13 protein-coding genes and 2 pseudogenes are annotated in these 17588 nt (G+C 65.5%); 9 read left to right on the top strand and 6 right to left on the bottom strand.

Annotated features, from left to right (window positions below; all coding sequences use genetic code 11):
- Positions 1-52: 52 nt before the first annotated feature.
- A complete protein-coding gene (locus HLH45_RS04950; protein ID WP_008572924.1) occupies positions 53-1111 on the bottom strand; it encodes an NAD(P)-dependent alcohol dehydrogenase in 1059 nt (352 codons plus the stop codon).
- A gap of 310 nt (positions 1112-1421) precedes the next feature.
- Between HLH45_RS04950 and HLH45_RS04945 the strand changes: the two genes are divergently transcribed.
- The 5 genes and pseudogenes from HLH45_RS04945 (at position 1422) to HLH45_RS04930 (ending at position 6814) form a co-directional block, all read left to right on the top strand.
- Positions 1422-2495: a glycoside hydrolase family 5 protein gene (locus tag HLH45_RS04945; protein ID WP_033478677.1), complete on the top strand. Its 1074-nt coding sequence runs from the start codon at positions 1422-1424 to the stop codon at positions 2493-2495.
- Between the two features lie 233 nt (positions 2496-2728).
- Positions 2729-3130 (top strand): annotated as a pseudogene (locus HLH45_RS22065) (hypothetical protein); the annotation flags it as partial.
- A 132-nt stretch (positions 3131-3262) separates the two neighbouring features.
- Positions 3263-4315 (top strand): glycoside hydrolase family 5 protein, encoded by a 1053-nt coding sequence (locus HLH45_RS04940; protein ID WP_014088879.1) that lies wholly within the window; start codon positions 3263-3265, stop codon positions 4313-4315.
- Positions 4316-4944: 629 nt separating this feature from the next.
- Positions 4945-6078 (top strand): glycoside hydrolase family 5 protein, encoded by a 1134-nt coding sequence (locus HLH45_RS04935; protein ID WP_008572930.1) that lies wholly within the window; start codon positions 4945-4947, stop codon positions 6076-6078.
- A 292-nt stretch (positions 6079-6370) separates the two neighbouring features.
- The gene (locus tag HLH45_RS04930) at positions 6371-6814 is read left to right on the top strand and encodes a PepSY domain-containing protein (protein ID WP_011345787.1); all 444 of its coding nucleotides are present in this window, start codon (positions 6371-6373) and stop codon (positions 6812-6814) included.
- Positions 6815-7127: 313 nt separating this feature from the next.
- Here HLH45_RS04930 and HLH45_RS04925 read toward each other — a convergent pair whose 3' ends face one another.
- Positions 7128-8924: a M28 family metallopeptidase gene (locus tag HLH45_RS04925; RefSeq protein WP_008572933.1), complete on the bottom strand. Its 1797-nt coding sequence runs from the start codon at positions 8922-8924 to the stop codon at positions 7128-7130.
- 161 nt (positions 8925-9085) lie between these two features.
- On the bottom strand, positions 9086-9742 hold the full coding sequence (locus HLH45_RS04920; RefSeq protein WP_008572935.1) for a DUF4097 family beta strand repeat-containing protein: 657 nt from the start codon (positions 9740-9742) through the stop codon (positions 9086-9088).
- Between the two features lie 97 nt (positions 9743-9839).
- Between HLH45_RS04920 and HLH45_RS04915 the strand changes: the two genes are divergently transcribed.
- Together HLH45_RS04915 and HLH45_RS04910 are read left to right on the top strand one after the other, a co-directional pair.
- The gene (locus tag HLH45_RS04915; protein ID WP_170808603.1) at positions 9840-11138 is read left to right on the top strand and encodes a murein hydrolase activator EnvC family protein; all 1299 of its coding nucleotides are present in this window, start codon (positions 9840-9842) and stop codon (positions 11136-11138) included.
- A 104-nt stretch (positions 11139-11242) separates the two neighbouring features.
- Entirely contained in the window at positions 11243-12772 is a 1530-nt protein-coding gene (locus HLH45_RS04910) for a S41 family peptidase (protein WP_008572939.1), read from the top strand.
- A 166-nt stretch (positions 12773-12938) separates the two neighbouring features.
- Here the strand turns inward: HLH45_RS04910 and HLH45_RS04905 are convergent.
- The 3 genes and pseudogenes from HLH45_RS04905 to HLH45_RS04895 all read right to left on the bottom strand — a co-directional run bounded on the left by HLH45_RS04905 (position 12939) and on the right by HLH45_RS04895 (position 15050).
- Positions 12939-13929, bottom strand: a pseudogene (locus HLH45_RS04905) (D-2-hydroxyacid dehydrogenase family protein).
- Positions 13929-14249, bottom strand: a complete 321-nt coding sequence (locus HLH45_RS04900) for a DUF1820 family protein (RefSeq protein WP_008572943.1) — start codon at positions 14247-14249, stop codon at positions 13929-13931. The pseudogene HLH45_RS04905 and the gene HLH45_RS04900 overlap by 1 nt, the downstream one beginning before the upstream one ends.
- A 108-nt stretch (positions 14250-14357) precedes the next feature.
- Positions 14358-15050, bottom strand: coding sequence for a rhomboid family intramembrane serine protease (locus HLH45_RS04895; RefSeq protein WP_003482177.1), 693 nt, complete (start codon positions 15048-15050; stop codon positions 14358-14360).
- Between the two features lie 218 nt (positions 15051-15268).
- Between HLH45_RS04895 and HLH45_RS04890 the strand changes: the two genes are divergently transcribed.
- Together HLH45_RS04890 and HLH45_RS04885 are read left to right on the top strand one after the other, a co-directional pair.
- Complete coding sequence (locus HLH45_RS04890; protein WP_011345782.1) at positions 15269-16609, top strand: outer membrane protein transport protein; 1341 nt, start codon at positions 15269-15271, stop codon at positions 16607-16609.
- Between the two features lie 273 nt (positions 16610-16882).
- Positions 16883-17584 carry a 2OG-Fe(II) oxygenase gene (locus HLH45_RS04885; protein WP_029818096.1) on the top strand — a complete coding sequence of 234 codons (702 nt, stop codon included), beginning with the start codon at positions 16883-16885 and terminating at the stop codon, positions 17582-17584.
- Positions 17585-17588: the final 4 nt, after the last annotated feature.

Genomic DNA, 17588 nt, shown 5'->3' with positions numbered 1-17588 from the left:
CCGCATCGACAGCGACGCAGACGGCAACATTACAGCGTGACGTAACAACTACTCAGGCCGCCTTATCCAGCGTGGCCATATCGATCACGAAGCGGTACTTCACGTCGCTCTTGAGCATGCGCTCGTAGGCCTCGTTGATCTGGTCGGCGCGGATGGTTTCGATGTCCGAGACGATGTTGTGCTTGGCGCAGAAATCCAGCATTTCCTGGGTCTGGCGGATGCCGCCAATCAGCGAGCCGGCCAGGGTGCGGCGCTTCATCACCAGGTTGAACACCGCCGGCGACGGGTGCGACTGCTCGGGCACGCCCACCAGCACCATGGCGCCGTCGCGCTTGAGCGCGTTGAGGAACGGGTCCAGGTTGTGCGGCGCGGCCACGGTGTTGAGGATGAAGTCCAGGGTGTTGTACTGCGCGGCCATCTGCGCTTCGTCCTTGGAGATCACCACTTCGCTGGCGCCCAGGCGCATCGCATCGGCGCGCTTGCTCTCGGAGGTGGTGAACAGCACCACGGTGGCGCCCATCGCCTTGGCGATCTTCACCGCCATGTGGCCCAGGCCGCCCAGGCCGACCACGCCCACCTTCTGGCCCGGACCCACCTTCCAGTGTGCCAGCGGCGAATAGGTGGTGATGCCGGCGCACAGCAACGGTGCCACCGCGGCCAGGTTGTCGCTGTGGGTGATGCGCAGCACGTATTTCTGGTCGACCACGATATGGTCGGAATAGCCGCCGTAGGTGTTCTCGCCGCCACCGAACATCGGGCCGTTATAGGTGCCGGTGAATCCCTGCTCGCAATACTGTTCTTCGCCTTCCTGGCAGGAGGCGCAGCTGCGGCAGCTGTCGACCATGCAACCGACACCGGCCAGGTCGCCGACCTTGAAACCGGTGACCGCATTGCCGACGGCGGTCACGCGGCCGACGATCTCGTGGCCGGGCACCGAGGGGTAAAGCGTGTTGTGCCATTCGTTGCGTGCGGTATGCAGGTCCGAGTGACACACGCCGCAGTAGGCGATGTCGATCTGCACGTCGTTGGGGCCGGGCGCGCGGCGTTCGAACACGAACGGGGCAAGTGGTTGATCGGCGGCCTGGGCAGCGTAGGCGTGGGCTGTGCTCATGGGAAAACTCCGGGGGGGTGTTGCGTCGTCGGCAAGGCGCGCCAACAACGGGAAGAAAGGGTCGGTAGCTTAAAACGCGCGGATGTCGCACTCCTGCGACAGTGCGTCTTACCTGGTCTCTTGCGAACGCGAGCGCAGCGGCATGATGCGCCTTGCGCGTGTTCGCACGCGGTCAAATCCGCGCCATGCGCGTGAATGGCGCACTAACGTGCGAGCTCCCAGACTCACGCAGCAGCAGATGGCGCTGCACCATCTGCGCTGGCCGTGCCCTCCCCCGCGGCCGCCCACGTCGATGCCGAAGGAGACTCCCATGTTCCGCACTCCCCCGCACTTTCCCCGCTTGCGCATCGCCGCGCTCGCGTTGACCTTGCTCGCCGCCACCCCACTGGTCCAGGCCAAGGAGCCGCCCGGCCCGAAGAAGGACACCGCCGGCCTGAAGTATGTCGGCGTCAATCTGTCCGGCGCCGAGTTCAACTCGCGCAAGAAGCCCGGCACCTTGTTCAAGGATTACACCTACCCTGCCGCCTCGGATTTCAGCTATTTCGCCGGCAAAGGCATGAATACGATCCGCCTGCCGTTTCTGTGGGAACGCGTGCAGCCCGAGCTCAATGGTCAGCTGGACCAGGCCCAATTGGGCTTGATCAAGAAGTCGCTTGAAGCAGCCAAGGCCAACAAGCAATACCTGATCCTGGATCTGCACAACTACGCCACGTACAACGGCAAGCGCATCGGCACCAGCGATGTGCCGGCCGGCGCGTTGGCCGATCTGTGGCGCCGGCTGGCGCTGGAGTTCAAGGACGACAAGGCGGTGATCTTCGGGCTGATGAACGAGCCCAATGGCATTTCCGCACCCGACTGGGCCAATGCCGCGCAGGGGGCGATCAACGCGATCCGCAAGACCGGCGCGAAGAACCTGATCCTGGTGCCGGGCACCGCCTACACCGGCGCACACAGCTGGCGCAGCACCAGCTACGGCGTCTCCAACGCAAAGGCGCTGGAAATCCTCAAGGACCCGGGCAACAACCTGGCCTTCGAAGCGCATCAGTACCTGGACAAGGACTACAGCGGCACCAAGCCGGTGTGCACCAGCGACTCGGTAGGCCAAGAAAAGCTGCAGGGCTTCACTTCGTGGTTGCGCGAGAACAAGCAGAAGGGTTTTCTGGGCGAATTCGCCACGGCCAACAATCCGGTCTGCGACAAGGCGCTGGAAGGCATGCTGACCTACATGGAAAAGAACAGCGACGTGTGGCTGGGCTGGACCTGGTGGGCGGCGGGCGCCTGGTGGAAGCCGGACTATCCCTTCAACGTGCAACCGGGCAAGGACGGCAGCGACAAGCCGCAGATGGCGATCCTGAGCAAGTACGCACGCCGCGCCGGCAGGTAAGCAGCGGCGCAGCCAGAGGTGGTCGCAACCGGTGTTGCGGCCACTTTTTTGTCGTTGCCGCAGCGCGTGGGGCCGCCTGCTTCGGAGAAGGGCAGACCGCCGCTGGCTCGCTGCGGGCAGCAGAAGGCAGAGGCAATCGCGCGCCAGCTCACGCGCTGCGTGTTGCCGATGTGCGCTGTTCGATCGCATGCAACAGCCCGGTATCGAGCGCTGGCCATATCGTCCATGCGCTGGTGCAACTTGCAGTGCGAGGCTGCCGTCTCGGCGACGCCCTGATGCGACGCCTGCGCGCCACGATGCATGGACGACGCGCGAGCGATCTCATCCAATCCGCGCTATCGCGTCGACGTCCGCACTAAACCTGCGCACTGTCTGCCGCTGTGGCTGGCATTGCCCGGCGACAGCATCGCCAATCAGGCAACCCATCGTGATGGACAGATAGGCGCTGCAGCGCAAAGGCATTGCACGAATGCAGCTGCATTCGCCCGCGATGTACAGCACGCCATCGCGCAGGCGATGCGCGCCACTGTTCGAAGCGTGTGCAAACGGTGCGGTACGTTCGCGCCATGCGTGCGCGCTCTAACACAAGAACTGCGGGTCACTGCACAGCTTGGCCGATTGATCCCTCTCAACCGTGGTTTGTGCGGGCGTATACGCCTAGTCTGGTGATGGACGCGTTGCTGTCTTACATCGAACGAGCTCATACCCGCATCAGCGCGCCGTCCTTGCACAGGTCTTTCGCACGCAGAAGTCTCAGGAGTTCCCCCATGAAATCCCTCACCACGCGTACGCGCCGGCCGCGTTGCCGCGCGCTGTCTTTGCTATTGCTTGCCCTCATGCCGCTCGCGCAGGCGCAAAGCACTTCCGGCCTGAAGTATGCAGGCATCAATCTATCCGGCGCCGAGATCAAATCCTCGCAAAAACCCGGCGTGCTCAACATCGATTATCACTATCCGGCGGCCGACGAATACGCCTACTTCGCCGGCAAGCACATGAACACGGTTCGCCTGCCGATCCTGTGGGAACGGCTGCAGCCAAAAGCGGGCGGCGAGCTGGATCCGGCGCAGCTGGCGTTGATCCGGCAGGCGGTCGCCAACGCCAAGGCGGCCAACATGTACGTGATCGTGGATGTGCACAACTACGCCAAGTATTACGGCCACACCATCGGCAGCACGAAAGTGCCGATCAGCACCTTCAACGATCTATGGCGACGGCTGGCGATCGCCTTCAAGAGCGACAACGCCGTGATCTTCGGGCTGATGAACGAGCCTTACGACATCGATCCGCAAGCGTGGGCAAGAGCCGCGCAGGCGTCGATCGACACCATTCGTAAAACCGGTGCAAACAATCTGATTCTGGTGCCGGGTGCGTTATGGACAGGCGCGCATAGCTGGTACTCCACAGTGGCCGGGCAATCCAATGCAGTGGCGATGGCATCCATTCGCGACCCGCTCAATCGGTATGCCATCGAAGCGCATCAATATCTGGATGCCGATTCCAGCGGCACCAGCGGCGGGTGCGTCAGTGCCACGATCGGGGTCGAGCGCCTGCGTAGCTTCACCGAATGGCTGCGCCTGAACAAAAAACGCGGGTTTCTTGCCGAATTCGGTACCGGCAACACGGCCACCTGCAATCTCGCGCTCAACGGCATGCTGGGCTACATGGAATCCAACAGCGATGTGTGGATGGGCTGGTCCTGGTGGGCGGCAGGCGCGTGGTGGAGCAGGGCGTATCCGTTCAACGTGCAACCGGATGCGCAGGGGCGCGACAAGCCGCAGATGTCGATATTGGGCCCACGTGCGCGCCGGATTACCGATTAAGCGCGACCAACGCGCCTAGCAAATAGTCGTCAGCTGGGCGCGGATGGCACGCAAACCACACCGTAGATGTGTCCACGCAAACGCCTGCGGCGCCCGCCTGACGCCCGCGCGCAGGTGCTTTCGCTGCTGTTCGCAACGACAGCGCCAGTGCAGGCACGTGCGGGCGCCGCAGGCAATCGTCATCACACGTCGCTCTTCCATCCGGTAGCGAGCGCGCTTTCTACCGGGCTGAGCATTGCCGCGATTGGCCACTTTTCCTGGTCTTTTCGCGGAAAGATCGAGGCAGCCTATGCCTGCAACCTCGGTGGCACTTCAATGCGGCATGGCGTCATGGACATGACGTCATGCCACTGACGGCAGGCGCTTCCATACGACGCAAAGTCGACAGCACGGACGAACCCACGCCGCACTTGCGCAAATACCGGCCCATATCTCGCGCTTTTGTGCGGCCTATCAATCTCGACAACGCGCCTTGCAGAGTGTGACTGCGATGCAGTTCGCATATTGGCGCTGAACTGGCCACCGGCAGCAATTGGGCACGGCTGATGCATTGACTCAGACCGATGCAGTGCATCGCGCGTAACGCGCATGCACTTACCTGCATCGCCCCCCGTCTGAGGAGTTGTGTCATGTCTGCTGTCTGCTTTTCGTTGCGCGCGCTACTGCGCTCTACGCTGCTTTTCATCGTGTTCGGGAGCCTGTCGCTGGCCCACGCGCAGACGCGCGCGCTCACTTATGCCGGCGTCAATCTGTCAGGTGCCGAGTACGCATCTTCCAAGAAGCCCGGAGTCCTCAACAAGGACTATATGTACCCCGCGACCAACGATTACACCTATTTCGCCGGTGTCGGCATGAATACCATCCGCCTGCCGATCCTGTGGGAGCGGCTGCAGCCCAGCGCGAACGGCGAACTGGACCCGGCACAGCTCGCGTTGCTGCAGCAGGCGGTGGCACGCGCCAAGGCAGCCGGTATGTATCTGCTCATCGATATCCACAACTACGCCAAGTATTACGGCTACAAGATCGGCGGCCCGGAAGTACCGGTGGCCACGTTTACCGATCTCTGGCGTCGTCTGGCGCTGGCGTTCAACAGCGACAACGCGGTGATGTTCGGGCTGATGAATGAGCCCAACAATATTTCGGCCAGCGAATGGGCCGGCGCAGCGCAGGCCGCCATCGATGCCATCCGCAGGACCGGTGCCAATAACCTGATTCTGGTGCCCGGCGCATTGTGGACCGGCGCGCACAGTTGGTATTCCCCCACGAGCGATGGCTATTCCAACGCCACCGCGCTGACCGCCATCTACGACCCGCTCAATCGCTACGCCTTCGAAGTGCACCAGTATCTGGATGCCGATTCCAGCGGCACCAGCAGCACCTGTGTCAGCAGCACCATCGGCGCCGAGCGCCTGCGCAACTTCACGCAGTGGCTGCGCACCAACCGCAAGCGCGGCTTTCTGGGCGAATTCGGCACCGCCAACAATGCGGTGTGCAACCAGGCGCTGCAAGGCATGTTGGCGCACATGGAAACCAATGCAGACGTGTGGCTGGGCTGGACCTGGTGGGCGGCCGGTTCGTGGTGGAACCTCAGCTACGCGTACAACGTGCACCCCAACAAGGACGGTACCGACAAGCCGCAGATGGCGATCCTCTCGCCACAGGCCGCACTCGCCACGCGTGCGCCGGTTGCGACTGCCGCAGCGCGCAGCTCCGCTGCATCGACCTCGGCAACAAGCACATCCGCTGCACGCACGACACGCTGATGCCAAGCAAAGCCGCCGCAAGGCGGCTTTTCCAGCGCACGCAGCGCGCGGGCACACGGCGTTGGCAAGGTGAGAAGCACACGCACGTTGCTGCGATTGCGATCGTGGATAACACACGATGCGTGCTCAGCCGCGACATCCGCGTCGATGTAAACATCGCGTGCATCGCAGGTGAGCAAGCACCTCGGCGTTTCAGCTAACTGAACTTTCGTTGCGGCCGCTTGCCCGTTTTTCACCTGATGGCGATAGGCCGCCCTCCAGCATGAGCGCACTTCACTGCAGGAGCATTCCCATGACACAGCGATTGATGAAGACCGCACTGATCGGCGCCCTTGCCTTGCTGTCGCAGGGTGCGTTAGCACAGGCGGCCGACAAGCCGGCCAAGGCGCTCACCTCCGGTGAGGTCACCAGCATGCTCACCGCAAAGGGCTACACCAAGGTGCACGACGTCAAGTTCGAGCATGGCGTCTGGACGGCAGACGCGCGTAGCGGCGACGGCAAGGACGTGGACGTGCACATCGATCCGGTGACCGGCCGCGTCTATGGCGACCAGACCACCTCCAAGCTCAGCGAAGCCGACGTGCGCGCATCGCTCTCCACCGGCGGCTATGCCGATGTGCACGACCTCAAGTTCAAGGATGGCCTGTGGAAGGCCGATGCCAAGCGCAACGGGCAGAAGGTCGAACTGCACGTGGATCCGGAAGACGGTCACGTGGTGAGCGTGGAGAACGACTGAGTGGCGCACGTCTCGTTCGTCTGCAGGCGGGTAGGGTAGATCGAGCGTCGCAGAGCATGCGCGCTTGCCCCATGGCCATGCGTCCCATCCATGGGCTGAGATGTAAGGTCAGTGCAGCAAGCCCCTGATCGCGCAAGATCGCAGCTGCGCGATGTGGCGTGGCTGATCGCCAGATGCCTCATATGAGGCAACAATGCAAAAGGCCTCCGGTGGGAGGCCTTTTGCGTAACAGATTGGTTTCCAGCGATGGTCGCGCAAGGCAGGCCGCTGATGCAGTCGTGCCACACCGTGCGGCAATGACGGCGCGGCGGCCTCAGCGTGGAGATTGGGCCTTGTGCGTCTGCGTGGCCGCGCTGTCAGCGTCGGCCGGCTGCGCGCTCGCCGCGCTCGCGCCAGGCTTGCCGGCCATCATGCGATCGCGCGCGGCCTTGAACGGGTTGCCGGGGTACCAGTTGGGCCAACGTTCGCCGGCAGCGACCTCCTTGCCCACGCCATAGACCACCTGCAGGTCTTCGATGGTGCCATCGAGCTTCCAGGTGGCGGCGTCGTATTTGTCGCCCGGGGCGTGATAACGATGGCGTCCGTAGTCCTCGGCCGCGGCACGTCCGGCGGCAGTGCCGCCCTCGCGCAGGTCTTCGCCGCCATCGGCATACAACGCCGGCACGCCGGCCTTGGCGAAGTTGAAGTGATCCGAGCGGAAGTACGAGCCGCTTTGCGGGGTGGCTTCTGCGTGCAGGGTGCGCCCCTGCATGGCGGCGATCGGCTTGAGGATGTCCTCCAGCTCCGAGCTGCCCATGCCCACCACGGTGACATCGCGTGCGCGCCCGGCCACCGACATCGCATCCAGATTGATCACCGCCGCGATCTTGTCCAGCGGGAAGCTCGGGTTGGCCACGTAATACTTGGAACCGAGCAGGCCCGATTCTTCCAGCGTGACCGCCAGGAACACCACCGAGCGCGCCGGCTTGGGATCCTGGTGCGCGAATGCATCGGCGATTTCCAGGATGCCGGCCACGCCGGTGGCGTTGTCCACCGCGCCGTTGTAGATGTTGTCGCCGCGTTCGCCCGGATGCTTGCCCAGGTGGTCCCAGTGCGCCATGTACAGCACCGCCTCGTCGGCGTGGCTGGTGCCCGGCAGCACGCCGACCACATTACGCGAGGTCTTGGCCGCGATGGTGCTCTTGAGATCGACCGACCAGCTGGCCTTCAACGGCACCGGCTTGAAGCCGCGCTTGCTGGCGTCCTTGTAGGCCTGCGCCAGGTCCAACCCGGCGTTGGCGAACAATTGCTTGGCGGTTTCGGCGCTGATCCAGCCCTGCACCGGCAGGCGCGGGTCGGGGTCGTCCTTGGCCGGCAAGTCGTATTGCGGGCCGGACCAGGAATTTTTCACTACGTCCCAGCCGTAGCTGGCGCCGGGCGTGTCGTGCACGATCAACGCCGCAGCCGCGCCCTTGCGTGCGGCTTCTTCGAACTTGTAGGTCCAGCGCCCGTAGTAGGTCATGCGCTTGCCATCGAACAACTTGGCATCGTCGGTGTGGAAGCCCGGGTCGTTGACGAACATCACTACCGTCTTGCCCTTCCACTCCTGGCCGGCATAGTCGTTCCACTGCTGCTCGGGTGCGTCCACGCCATATCCGACGAACACCAGCTCGCTGTTGTCCAGCTTGACCTCGGCCTGGCCGGTGCGCGTGCCGACCACGATGTCGGTGCCGAAGGCGAGGGTGCGGGTCTGCTCGCCGCTGCGCAGGCTGGGCGCGGTGGATGCATCGGCGGTGGTTTCCACCATCGGCACTTCCTGGAACCAGCTGTCGCCATTGCCCGGCTGCAGCCCGATGCGCTGCATCTGGTCGCGGATGTAGGTCACGGTCTTTTCTTCGCCCGGCGTCCCCGGGCCGCGGCCTTCGAAGTCGTCCGACGCCAGTGTCTTGACCAGTTCGGCGAAGTCGCCCGTGGTCATTTCCGGGGAGAAGGTGTGGCGGCTGACCGGCGCGGTGGGCGCGCTCTCGGTCGGCGTCTGCGCGGCAGGCGCACCGGGCGCAGCGGCGGGTTCGCGTTTGCAGCCGGCCAGGGCCAGCGTCGCGGCCAGGCACAACAGGATCTTGCGGGGCATCGGAACTCCTCGTGCGGCGGAATCCCGATCTTAGAGCGTGCGTCGGACGGCGGGGTGAGCGCGCGGCTGCGTGTACTGCGGTTGCATGGCGGGCCGGGCAGGGCGCCTGGAGCGGGCGCCCTGGATCCGGCGCACGCACCGGCAGGTGCGCGCTGCGTTGGTCAGTCCTTCGGTGCGACGTCGCTGTCGAAGCTGCGCGCGGTGGCGCCGCTCACCGCGCCGATCTTGGCGCTGCGGTGCACGTACAGGTTGACCTCGCGCTCGAAGTGCAACGGCCCATCGACCACCGCATCCGGGCCGATCACCACGCGCGGCTTGCGCGAGGGCTGGAACGAAAAACCGAAGCTCGGCTTGCTCACTTCGATGCCGCCGCGCACATGCGACCCCACCCCGACAGTGATGTCGCCGTTGACCGTCTCGATGCCCTTGCCGAGCTCGGTTCCCACCAGCCCGATGCTGCCATTGACCGTTTCCACGCCGCCGCTGATCTGGCTGCCACGCTCGGCCAGGATGCTGCCGTTGACCGTCTCCAGCCCGCCGGACACGGTGACTTTCTGGCCCAGCGTGATCGAGCCGTTGACCGTTTCCACGCCACCGGTTCGCGCGTTGTCGCCGATGCGGATGCCGCCATTGACGGTTTCCACGTTCTTGGTTTGCGCACCGGCACCGATCTCGATGGAGCCGTTGACCGTTTCCAGGGCGCCGTAGGTCTTGCCGGCATCTGCGCTGATCTTGCCGTTGACCTTGCTGACGTCCTCCTCGGCCCAGGCGCTCGTGCAGACCAGGGACAGTGCCAGGAGGAGAATTTGGGGCTTCATGCTGAACCTCGCGCGGCGGCGGTAGTCTGGGGCGTGGCGGCGATCACATCATGCTTGGCTACAATCGCGCACCTGCCTGAAGTCACTGGATCTTTCGTTGCCCCCTTCGTCCGCACCGCTGCCGCGCCTGCCGCTCGCTCCCGCCACCGGCCGTGGGCGGATGTGGCTGGCGGCGGGTGTGCTGGCCTGCACGTTGCTGGGCAGCGTGGGCGCAAGCGCGCAGAGCCAGCGCGAGACCGAGCGCAAACTGCAGCAGCTACGCGATGAGCTCAAGACCATCAGCGCCGATCGGCGCGAACTGGAAGGCAAACGCGGCACTGCTGCGCAACAGCTACGCCAGGCCGACGAGAAAGTGGCCAAGACCGCACGCGCCTTGAGCGAAACCGAAGCGGCGATGCGCGCGCAGGAACAGCATCTGTCCACCCTGCAGCAGGAACGCGCGCAGTTGCAGCGCGGCCTGCAGAGCCAGCGCACGCAGCTGGCGGCATTGTTGCGCGCTGCCGATCAGGTGGGCCGCAACGCACCGTTGAAGGTGCTGCTGTCGCAGGACACGGTGGGCGATGCCACGCGCATGCTGGCCGATCACCGCTATGTGCAAAACGCACGTGCGCAACGCATCCACGCCCTGACCACGCAACTGGATACCCTGGCGAAAGTGGAACAGGACATCGCCACCCGGCGCCAGGCGCTGGATGCCGCACGCGCGCAGCAGAAGGCGCAGGCGGCCACGCTGCAGAAGGACCGCTCGCAACAGGCGGCCACCGTCGCGCAGCTGGACGATCGCTACAAGCAGCGCGCCGAACGCGAAAAGGCAATCGGCCAGGACGCCAAGGCGCTGGAACAACTGCTCGCCAATCTGCGCGCAGCGGCCGCCAAGGCCGAAGCCGAACGGCGCGCTGCCGCAAAACGCGCTGCCGCCGAAGCCGCCGCGCAGGCCAAACGCAGCAAAACCGAGCGTTCCGATCGCCCCGGCAAGACCCCGCCCAAGGTGGTCGCCAACGCACCGGCCCCCAAGGTCGGTGGGCTCAGCTGGCCAGTGGCGGGCAATCTGCTGGCGCGCTTCAACGCCACCTTGCCCGATGGCCACACCAGCAAGGGCGTGCTGATCGGCGCGCCCAAGGGCACCACCGTGACCGCAGTGGCCGATGGCACGGTGGTGTTTTCCGACTGGATGACCGGCTACGGCATGATCCTGATCGTGGACCACGGCAACGGCTACATGAGCCTGTACGCGCATAACGACACCTTGCTGCGCGATGCCGGCGCATCGATCAAACGTGGCGACGCGGTCGCCAAGGTCGGCAGTTCGGGCGGGCAGGGCGTGCCGGCGCTGTACTTCGAATTGCGACGCAACGGGCAGCCGGTGGATCCATCGAGCTGGCTGCAACGCCGCTGAGCGCCGCGCACCGCCCGCGATTCAACGCGGATTTACCGCTGCTTCGCGCATAATCCGGTCAGCTCCGCGCTGCGGGGCGCCTTATCTCTTTGTCGGAGTGCTTCATGCGCGTAGCCGTCCTGTCCGTTGCCCTGTCGCTGGCCCTGTTCGCGTCGCCTGGTTGGGCGCAGAAGGCCGGCCCCGCCGCCGCCCAGGCCAGCGCGGACGATCCGGAAGCCAATGAAGCCGCTGTTTCCAAGGTGCCGCTGGATGAGATCCGCCGTTTCGTGGCGGTCTACAACGCGGTCAAGCAGGCCTACGTCGACCCGGTCGAAGACAAGAAGCTGATGCACTCCGCCGTGCGCGGCCTGCTCTCGGACCTGGACCCGCACAGCACCTATTTCGACAAGGAAGATGCCGAAGCCTTCGACGAACAGGCCACCGGCGCCTACGACGGCATCGGCGTGGAATTGCTGCAGCAGCAGGACAACACCCTCAAGGTGATCGCGCCGATCGACGACACCCCGGCCGCGCGCGCCGGCATCCGCGCCGGCGATGTGATCGTGGCCATCGACGGCAAGCCGATCGATGCCAGCAAGGCGATGGAGCCGCTGCGCGGCGAATCCGGCAGCAAGGTCGTGTTGACCATCATGCGCGACAAGACGCCCAAGCCGTTCGATGTGACCCTTCAGCGCGAAACCATCCGCGTGGCCAGCGTGCGCAGCAAGCTGCTGGAGCCGGGCTACGGCTACATCCGCATCAGCACCTTCCAGGCCGACACCGGTGCCGATTTCCAGAAGAACCTCAAGCAGCTGCAGGCCGGCGGCAAGTTGCGCGGGCTGGTGCTGGACCTGCGCAGCAACCCCGGCGGTCTGCTGACCTCGGCGGTGCAGGTGGCCGACGATCTGCTGGACAAGGGCAATATCGTCAGCACGCGCGGGCGCATCTCGATCAGCGATGCCAAGTTCGACGCCACTCCGGGCGATCTGCTGAGCGGCGCACCGGTCGTGGTGCTGGTGGATGCCGGTTCGGCCAGTGCGTCGGAAGTGCTGGCCGGCGCGCTGCGCGATAACAAGCGCGCACGCATCATCGGCAGTCGCACCTTCGGCAAGGGCTCGGTGCAGACCGTGCTGCCGCTGGATAACGGCGACTCGGTCAAGCTCACCACCGCGCGCTATTACACCCCCAGCGGCAAGTCGATCCAGGCCAGCGGCATCGTGCCGGACGTACTGCTCACCCCCGAACCGCAGCCCGGCGATGCCGATGTGCCGGCCAGCCTGACCGACTACAGCGAAGCCACCTTGCCGGGCCACCTGCGCGGCGACGACGAAGGCGAAGAGGGCTACAGCGCCGGCGACGTGCTGCCGGGCGACGGCCCGATCGCCGAAGCCCTGGCCGAACTCAAGCAACCCGGCTCCGTCGCCAAGGCGCAGGCTGCACGCAAAGCCAAGGCGCAGGCCGCGCAGAAGGCCAAGCCAGCCAAGACCGGTGCCGAGCCCAAGCCCGCCGCAGCGCGCCCGGCGACTACGGACAAGCCCACATCGGCCGAACCGGCAGGCAAGGCCAAGCCGGCCACTGCACCCGCAGCGCCAGCCGAACCGGTGCAGCCGGCGCCGCCAAAGGACACGCCAGCGTCCACCGAACCGGCCAACTGAGAGCGGCCCATGCAACGTCGTGGCCCGTCGTCAGGCGGGTTTGGTCGTCTCGCAGAGGATTGGTGTGGGAGTGGTGCATGCGGCACCCAACATCAATCGCCGCTCACCTGGCAGCAGCGCGCGCGGCTGGTCGGCTGCTTCCGGGCCGCGCTCACCCAGCGCGGAATCACACCCGCTGGGTTGTGGCCAACACCTCAGGATTGACCAGGTTGCGCGGTGTGCCCGCCGCGAACGCCAGCACATTGTCGAACGCCGCGGCGAAATACAGCGCGTAGCTGTCGCGCTCCACGTACCCCAGATGCGGTGTCGCCAGCACGCGCGCATGCCGCAGCAGCGGATCGCGGGTCCAGCACCGGCTCGTGCTCGAACACATCCAGCGCGGCCTGCGCCGGCCGGCCCGCGTCCAACGCAGCGAGCAGGGCGCCAGGGGCGATCAACTCGGCACGGCTGGTGTTGACCAGCAACGCGTCGGCGCGCATGCGCGCCAGATCCTGTGCGGTGATGTCATGACGTGTCTGCGCAGTCAGGCGCCGATGCAGCGACAGTACGTCGCTGCGTTCGAACAGTTCCTCGCGGCTGCCCGCAACCGCGAACCCATCGCGCGCTGCCTGCGCACAGGATGCCGGCCCGCCCCACACCAGCACCTGCATGCCGAACGCGCGCCCGAAGCTGGCCACGCGTTGGCCAATCCGCCCATAACTCCAAATCCCCAGCGTGCGCCCATGCAGCACGCGGCCCAGGCCGGGATCGCCAAGCGCCTGCCAGCGTCCCTGCTGCAATGCATGCTGGTAGTCGGTCAGCCGACGGCTGGCCGACAGGATCAGCGCCCAGGTCAGCTCGGCCGGCGCCACCGGCGAGCCGACGCCTTCGGCCACCGCCACACCCGATGCGGTGCACGCCGCCACATCCACATGCGCGCCAACGCGCCCGGTCTGGCTGATCAGTTTCAACCGCGGCAGCCGTTGCAGCAGCGCCGCATCCACGCGCGTGCGTTCGCGGATCAATACCAATGCGTCGGCGTCGGCCAGAGATGCGGCACGCGCGTCGAGCTCCGCGCCCAACGCGCCCAGCACCTGCACCTGGTGGCCCTGCATCTGCTGCAGGCAGGGCAGCTGAGCGACGGCGCCCTGGTAGTCGTCGGGCACCACAATGCGCATCAGCGTGGCTTGATCGGCGAGGGGAACGGGGTGACCACCTTGTCGCCGGTGGTGGCATCGCGAATCACCGACTGGCCTTTTTTCTCCACTTCTTCGATCCGCACGATGCTCTGCATCGGCAGGTGCAAGGTCTTGGTATTGCCGAATTCCTCGCGCAGGCGTTCTTCGGTGGGGTCCACCACCAGCCCGTCGTGCACGTCGAACACTAGCTCGCCGATCTGGTTGAAGCCCCACAGATGGCTGCCGGTGACCTCACGCGCGTAGAGCTCGTACACCTTGCCGTGATTGAGGAAGGTGACTTTGTACAGAGACTTGGACATGCACACGATTATAGGCGCGCGCCTGGACAGCGACGTGCGCGGCATCGTGCCGGTACCTCGGCCACGCATGGGGTGCGGCCTGCCGCTACAGCCCGGATGCTGCGCGGCTCAGAAACCGTGGCGCTTGCGCAGCCGCCGCGCGATTGCCGCGCGCACGTACAGGCCGTACACGATGCCGAACACGAAGCCGGCGATGTGTGCCGACCACGCCACCATGCCGAACGCCGGGCCGATATAGGCGAACACCACCTGCAGCAGTGCCCAGGCGCCGATCAACAGCGGCGCCGGCACACGAATGAATTCCAGAAACACGCCCAGCGGCAGCACCACGCCCAGCTTGGCGCCCGGAAACAGCGCCAGGTACGTGCCGATCAACGCCGACACCGCACCCGAGGCGCCGATGATCACCCGGTCCGGCGTGCCGATGGCAAAGATCGCCGCCAGGTTGGAGGCCGCGCCGCCGACCAGAAACAGCAGCAACAACCGCCACGGGCCCAGGATGCGTTCGGCCGGCAGCCCGAAGATCAGCAGGAACACCAGGTTGCCGAGCAGATGCGACCAGTCCGCGTGCAGGAACAGCGCCGTGAACAGGCGCAGCACGCTGCCGTCGCGCAAGGTGGCCCACCAGTCGCCCAGATTGGAGACCCCGCTGGAGAGCGCGCCCCAGTCCAGCCACAACGTATTGCGCGCCTCGCCCGGCCGGCTGATCGACCACAGATACGCCAGCCACACCGTGGCGAACAGCAACGGCACTGCCCAGCGCGGGGTGGGTTTCTTGCGGGAAGGAAGAGAGACGAACATCGGACGGCGACAATAGCCGGTCCACGCTGCTGAACCCAGCCCTAACCTGACGGCACGTTCAGCGCGCGCCTCGTTATTGTTCGGTTAATCGTCATGGGTATACTGCGTACGGCGTCGTATGTCGGGGGGGGGTCTCCGGCGCGCTCCGGGCACTGGATTGGTGCTGGACGCGGGCGCTGAACCGACCATTGCAGTCCTTATCCGGAGAGCTACAACTTATGTCTACCGCTTCCACTCTCAGCCGCGCCACCCTGTTGGCCGTCGGTATCGCTGGCGTGCTGGCCGTTGGTCAGGCGCACGGCGCCGCGTTCCAGCTGAAGGAAAACAGCGCCAAGGGCCTTGGCCGCGCATTCGCAGGTTCGGGCAGCGCCCCGGATGATGCCTCCATCATCGCCAACAACCCGGCAGGCATGCGCCAGCTGGACGGTCGCCTGTTCCAGGCCGACGTCAGCGCCATCAGCTTCTCGGCCAAGTTCCAGCCCGACACCGCGGCCTACGCCAACGGCGCTCCGGTCTCCGGCGGCAACGGCGGCGACGCCGGCATGATCGCGCCGGTCCCGGCGATGTACTTCCACGTGCCGTTCGGCGAGAACGACAACATGCACCTGGGCACCTCGCTGACCGTGCCGTTCGGCTTCAAGACCGAATACGACCGCGACTGGGTCGGCCGCTACCACGGCACCAAGACCGAGCTGCAGGCGATCGACTTCAACGTCGCGTTCTCCTATGACGTGAACCCGTACGTGTCCTTCGGTGCCTCGGTGTTCGCCGAGCGTCTGGATATCGACCTGGCCAACGCCGTGGATTTCGGCAGCGTGCTGGCTGCGCGCCGCGTGCCGGGCTTCGCGCCGGGCAGCGCCGATGGCTACTCGCGCATCAAGGGCGACAGCACCGAAGTGGGCTTCACCCTGGGCGGCTTGTTCAGCATCGACGAGAACACCCACATCGGCTTCAGCTACCGCTCGCAGGTGGAACACAAGATCACCGACGGCACCGCCGACTTCACCGTGCCGGGCAGTGCTGCTGCCGTGCTGGGCGTAGCCGCGCCGGGTACCTTCGTCGACACCAAGGGCCGCGCCACCGTCAAGCTGCCGGCCAGCGCCACCGCCAGCTTCACGCATAACGTGAACGAGCAGTGGTCGATCATGGCCGACGTCACCCGCACCGCCTGGAGCAAGTTCGACCAGGTGACCGTGGACTTCGCCTCCAACCAGCCCGATAGCGTGCTGGACTTCTCCTACCGCGACACCACCTTCGCCTCGATCGGTGCCGACTACCGCATGAGCGACACGGTGACCCTGCGCGGCGGCCTGGCGTACGACCAGACCCCGACCACGGCCGAACACCGCGACGTGCGCGTGCCGGACGCGAGCCGCAAGTGGGTTTCGCTGGGCATGAGCTGGCGTCCGTCGGCGCAGACCGAGTACAACTTCGGCTACACCCACCTGTTCACCAGCGACCCGACCAGCGACACCCGCAGCGCCACCGGCGACCGTCTGGCCGGCAGCTACGACGTGAAGGGCGACGTGCTGGCCGCTTCGATCAACTACAAGTTCTGATCGCCGCAGCACGCGTTGCGTGACGAAAAACCCCGCTTCGGCGGGGTTTTTCTTTGGCGCCTTGCATGCTCCACCCACGATACGGGCAACGGGCAACAAGCAACAAGCAAAGCAGGCAGGACACATCGCCTCGGCACCGCGCTTGTCCACCGTTCGCGGTGGCGCTACCGGGCCACGCACGGGTGATCCCGACAACCTCGCGTGTTGATCCCGCCGGCACGCACCGCCTGTCGCACGCTGCAGCCGGCGCGCCAGATTGCTATGGTCAGGCGCATGAGCCAACCCGACTTCATCCAGATCACCGACAACGCCATCGCGCGCGAAGAGTGCGTGGCCATCGTGCAGCGCATGCGCCAGAGCCAGCAGCTGCATCCCGGCCGCATCGGTGGCGGCGTCTTTCCCGACCTCAAACACAGCCGCGACTTGCGCATCAGTGGGATGGCCGAATGGGCGGAAGTGGAAAACCGCCTGCAACAGGCCGTGTTCGATGGCGTGCTCACGTATCTGCGGCAGTATCCGCAGGCGTTGATTTCACCGCTGATGCTGCAGGTCACCACCGCCGATGGCACAGCGCATCGCCTGGTGGCCGAGGATATCGTGCAGATGAGCGACCAGGCGCTGGGCGATCTGGCACGCACCTGCCTGCGCCCGGGTGCGATCAATCTGCAGTGGTATACCGCCGACCAGGGCGGCTACCCGTACTGGCATTGCGAGCTGTATCCGCGCGATGCCAATGCCGACACGCTGCATCGGCATCTGCTGTGGACGCTGTATCTCAACGAGGAATTCGAGCAGGGCGAAACCGAATTCCTGTTCCAGCAACGCAAGGCGCGCCCACGCACCGGCAGCCTGCTGATCGCTCCCACCGCCTTCACCCACACCCACCGCGGCAACCGCCCGGTCGGCGGCGACAAGTTCATTGCCACCAGCTGGATTCTGTTTCAGTCGGCGCAGGCGCTTTACGGCGGGGAATAGGGAA

Source organism: Xanthomonas euvesicatoria, assembly GCF_013112235.1.
Classification (GTDB): domain Bacteria; phylum Pseudomonadota; class Gammaproteobacteria; order Xanthomonadales; family Xanthomonadaceae; genus Xanthomonas; species Xanthomonas euvesicatoria.
The sequence above is the reverse complement of the archived record's forward strand: the minus strand, read 5'-3'. Positions and strand labels throughout refer to the sequence as shown.

What these genes read in the sequence shown, in the direction of transcription:
- HLH45_RS04920 (WP_008572935.1), bottom strand. Translation starts at nt 9,742, where the DNA reads ATGAAGCCCCAAATTCTCCTCCTGGCACTGTCCCTGGTCTGCACGAGC.
- HLH45_RS04925 (WP_008572933.1), bottom strand. Translation starts at nt 8,924, where the DNA reads ATGCCCCGCAAGATCCTGTTGTGCCTGGCCGCGACGCTGGCCCTGGCC.
- HLH45_RS04945 (WP_033478677.1), top strand. Translation starts at nt 1,422, where the DNA reads ATGTTCCGCACTCCCCCGCACTTTCCCCGCTTGCGCATCGCCGCGCTC.
- HLH45_RS04930 (WP_011345787.1), top strand. Translation starts at nt 6,371, where the DNA reads ATGACACAGCGATTGATGAAGACCGCACTGATCGGCGCCCTTGCCTTG.
- HLH45_RS04950 (WP_008572924.1), bottom strand. Translation starts at nt 1,111, where the DNA reads ATGAGCACAGCCCACGCCTACGCTGCCCAGGCCGCCGATCAACCACTT.
- HLH45_RS04900 (WP_008572943.1), bottom strand. Translation starts at nt 14,249, where the DNA reads ATGTCCAAGTCTCTGTACAAAGTCACCTTCCTCAATCACGGCAAGGTG.
- HLH45_RS04895 (WP_003482177.1), bottom strand. Translation starts at nt 15,050, where the DNA reads ATGTTCGTCTCTCTTCCTTCCCGCAAGAAACCCACCCCGCGCTGGGCA.
- HLH45_RS04890 (WP_011345782.1), top strand. Translation starts at nt 15,269, where the DNA reads ATGTCTACCGCTTCCACTCTCAGCCGCGCCACCCTGTTGGCCGTCGGT.
- HLH45_RS04885 (WP_029818096.1), top strand. Translation starts at nt 16,883, where the DNA reads ATGAGCCAACCCGACTTCATCCAGATCACCGACAACGCCATCGCGCGC.
- HLH45_RS04935 (WP_008572930.1), top strand. Translation starts at nt 4,945, where the DNA reads ATGTCTGCTGTCTGCTTTTCGTTGCGCGCGCTACTGCGCTCTACGCTG.
- HLH45_RS04940 (WP_014088879.1), top strand. Translation starts at nt 3,263, where the DNA reads ATGAAATCCCTCACCACGCGTACGCGCCGGCCGCGTTGCCGCGCGCTG.
- HLH45_RS04910 (WP_008572939.1), top strand. Translation starts at nt 11,243, where the DNA reads ATGCGCGTAGCCGTCCTGTCCGTTGCCCTGTCGCTGGCCCTGTTCGCG.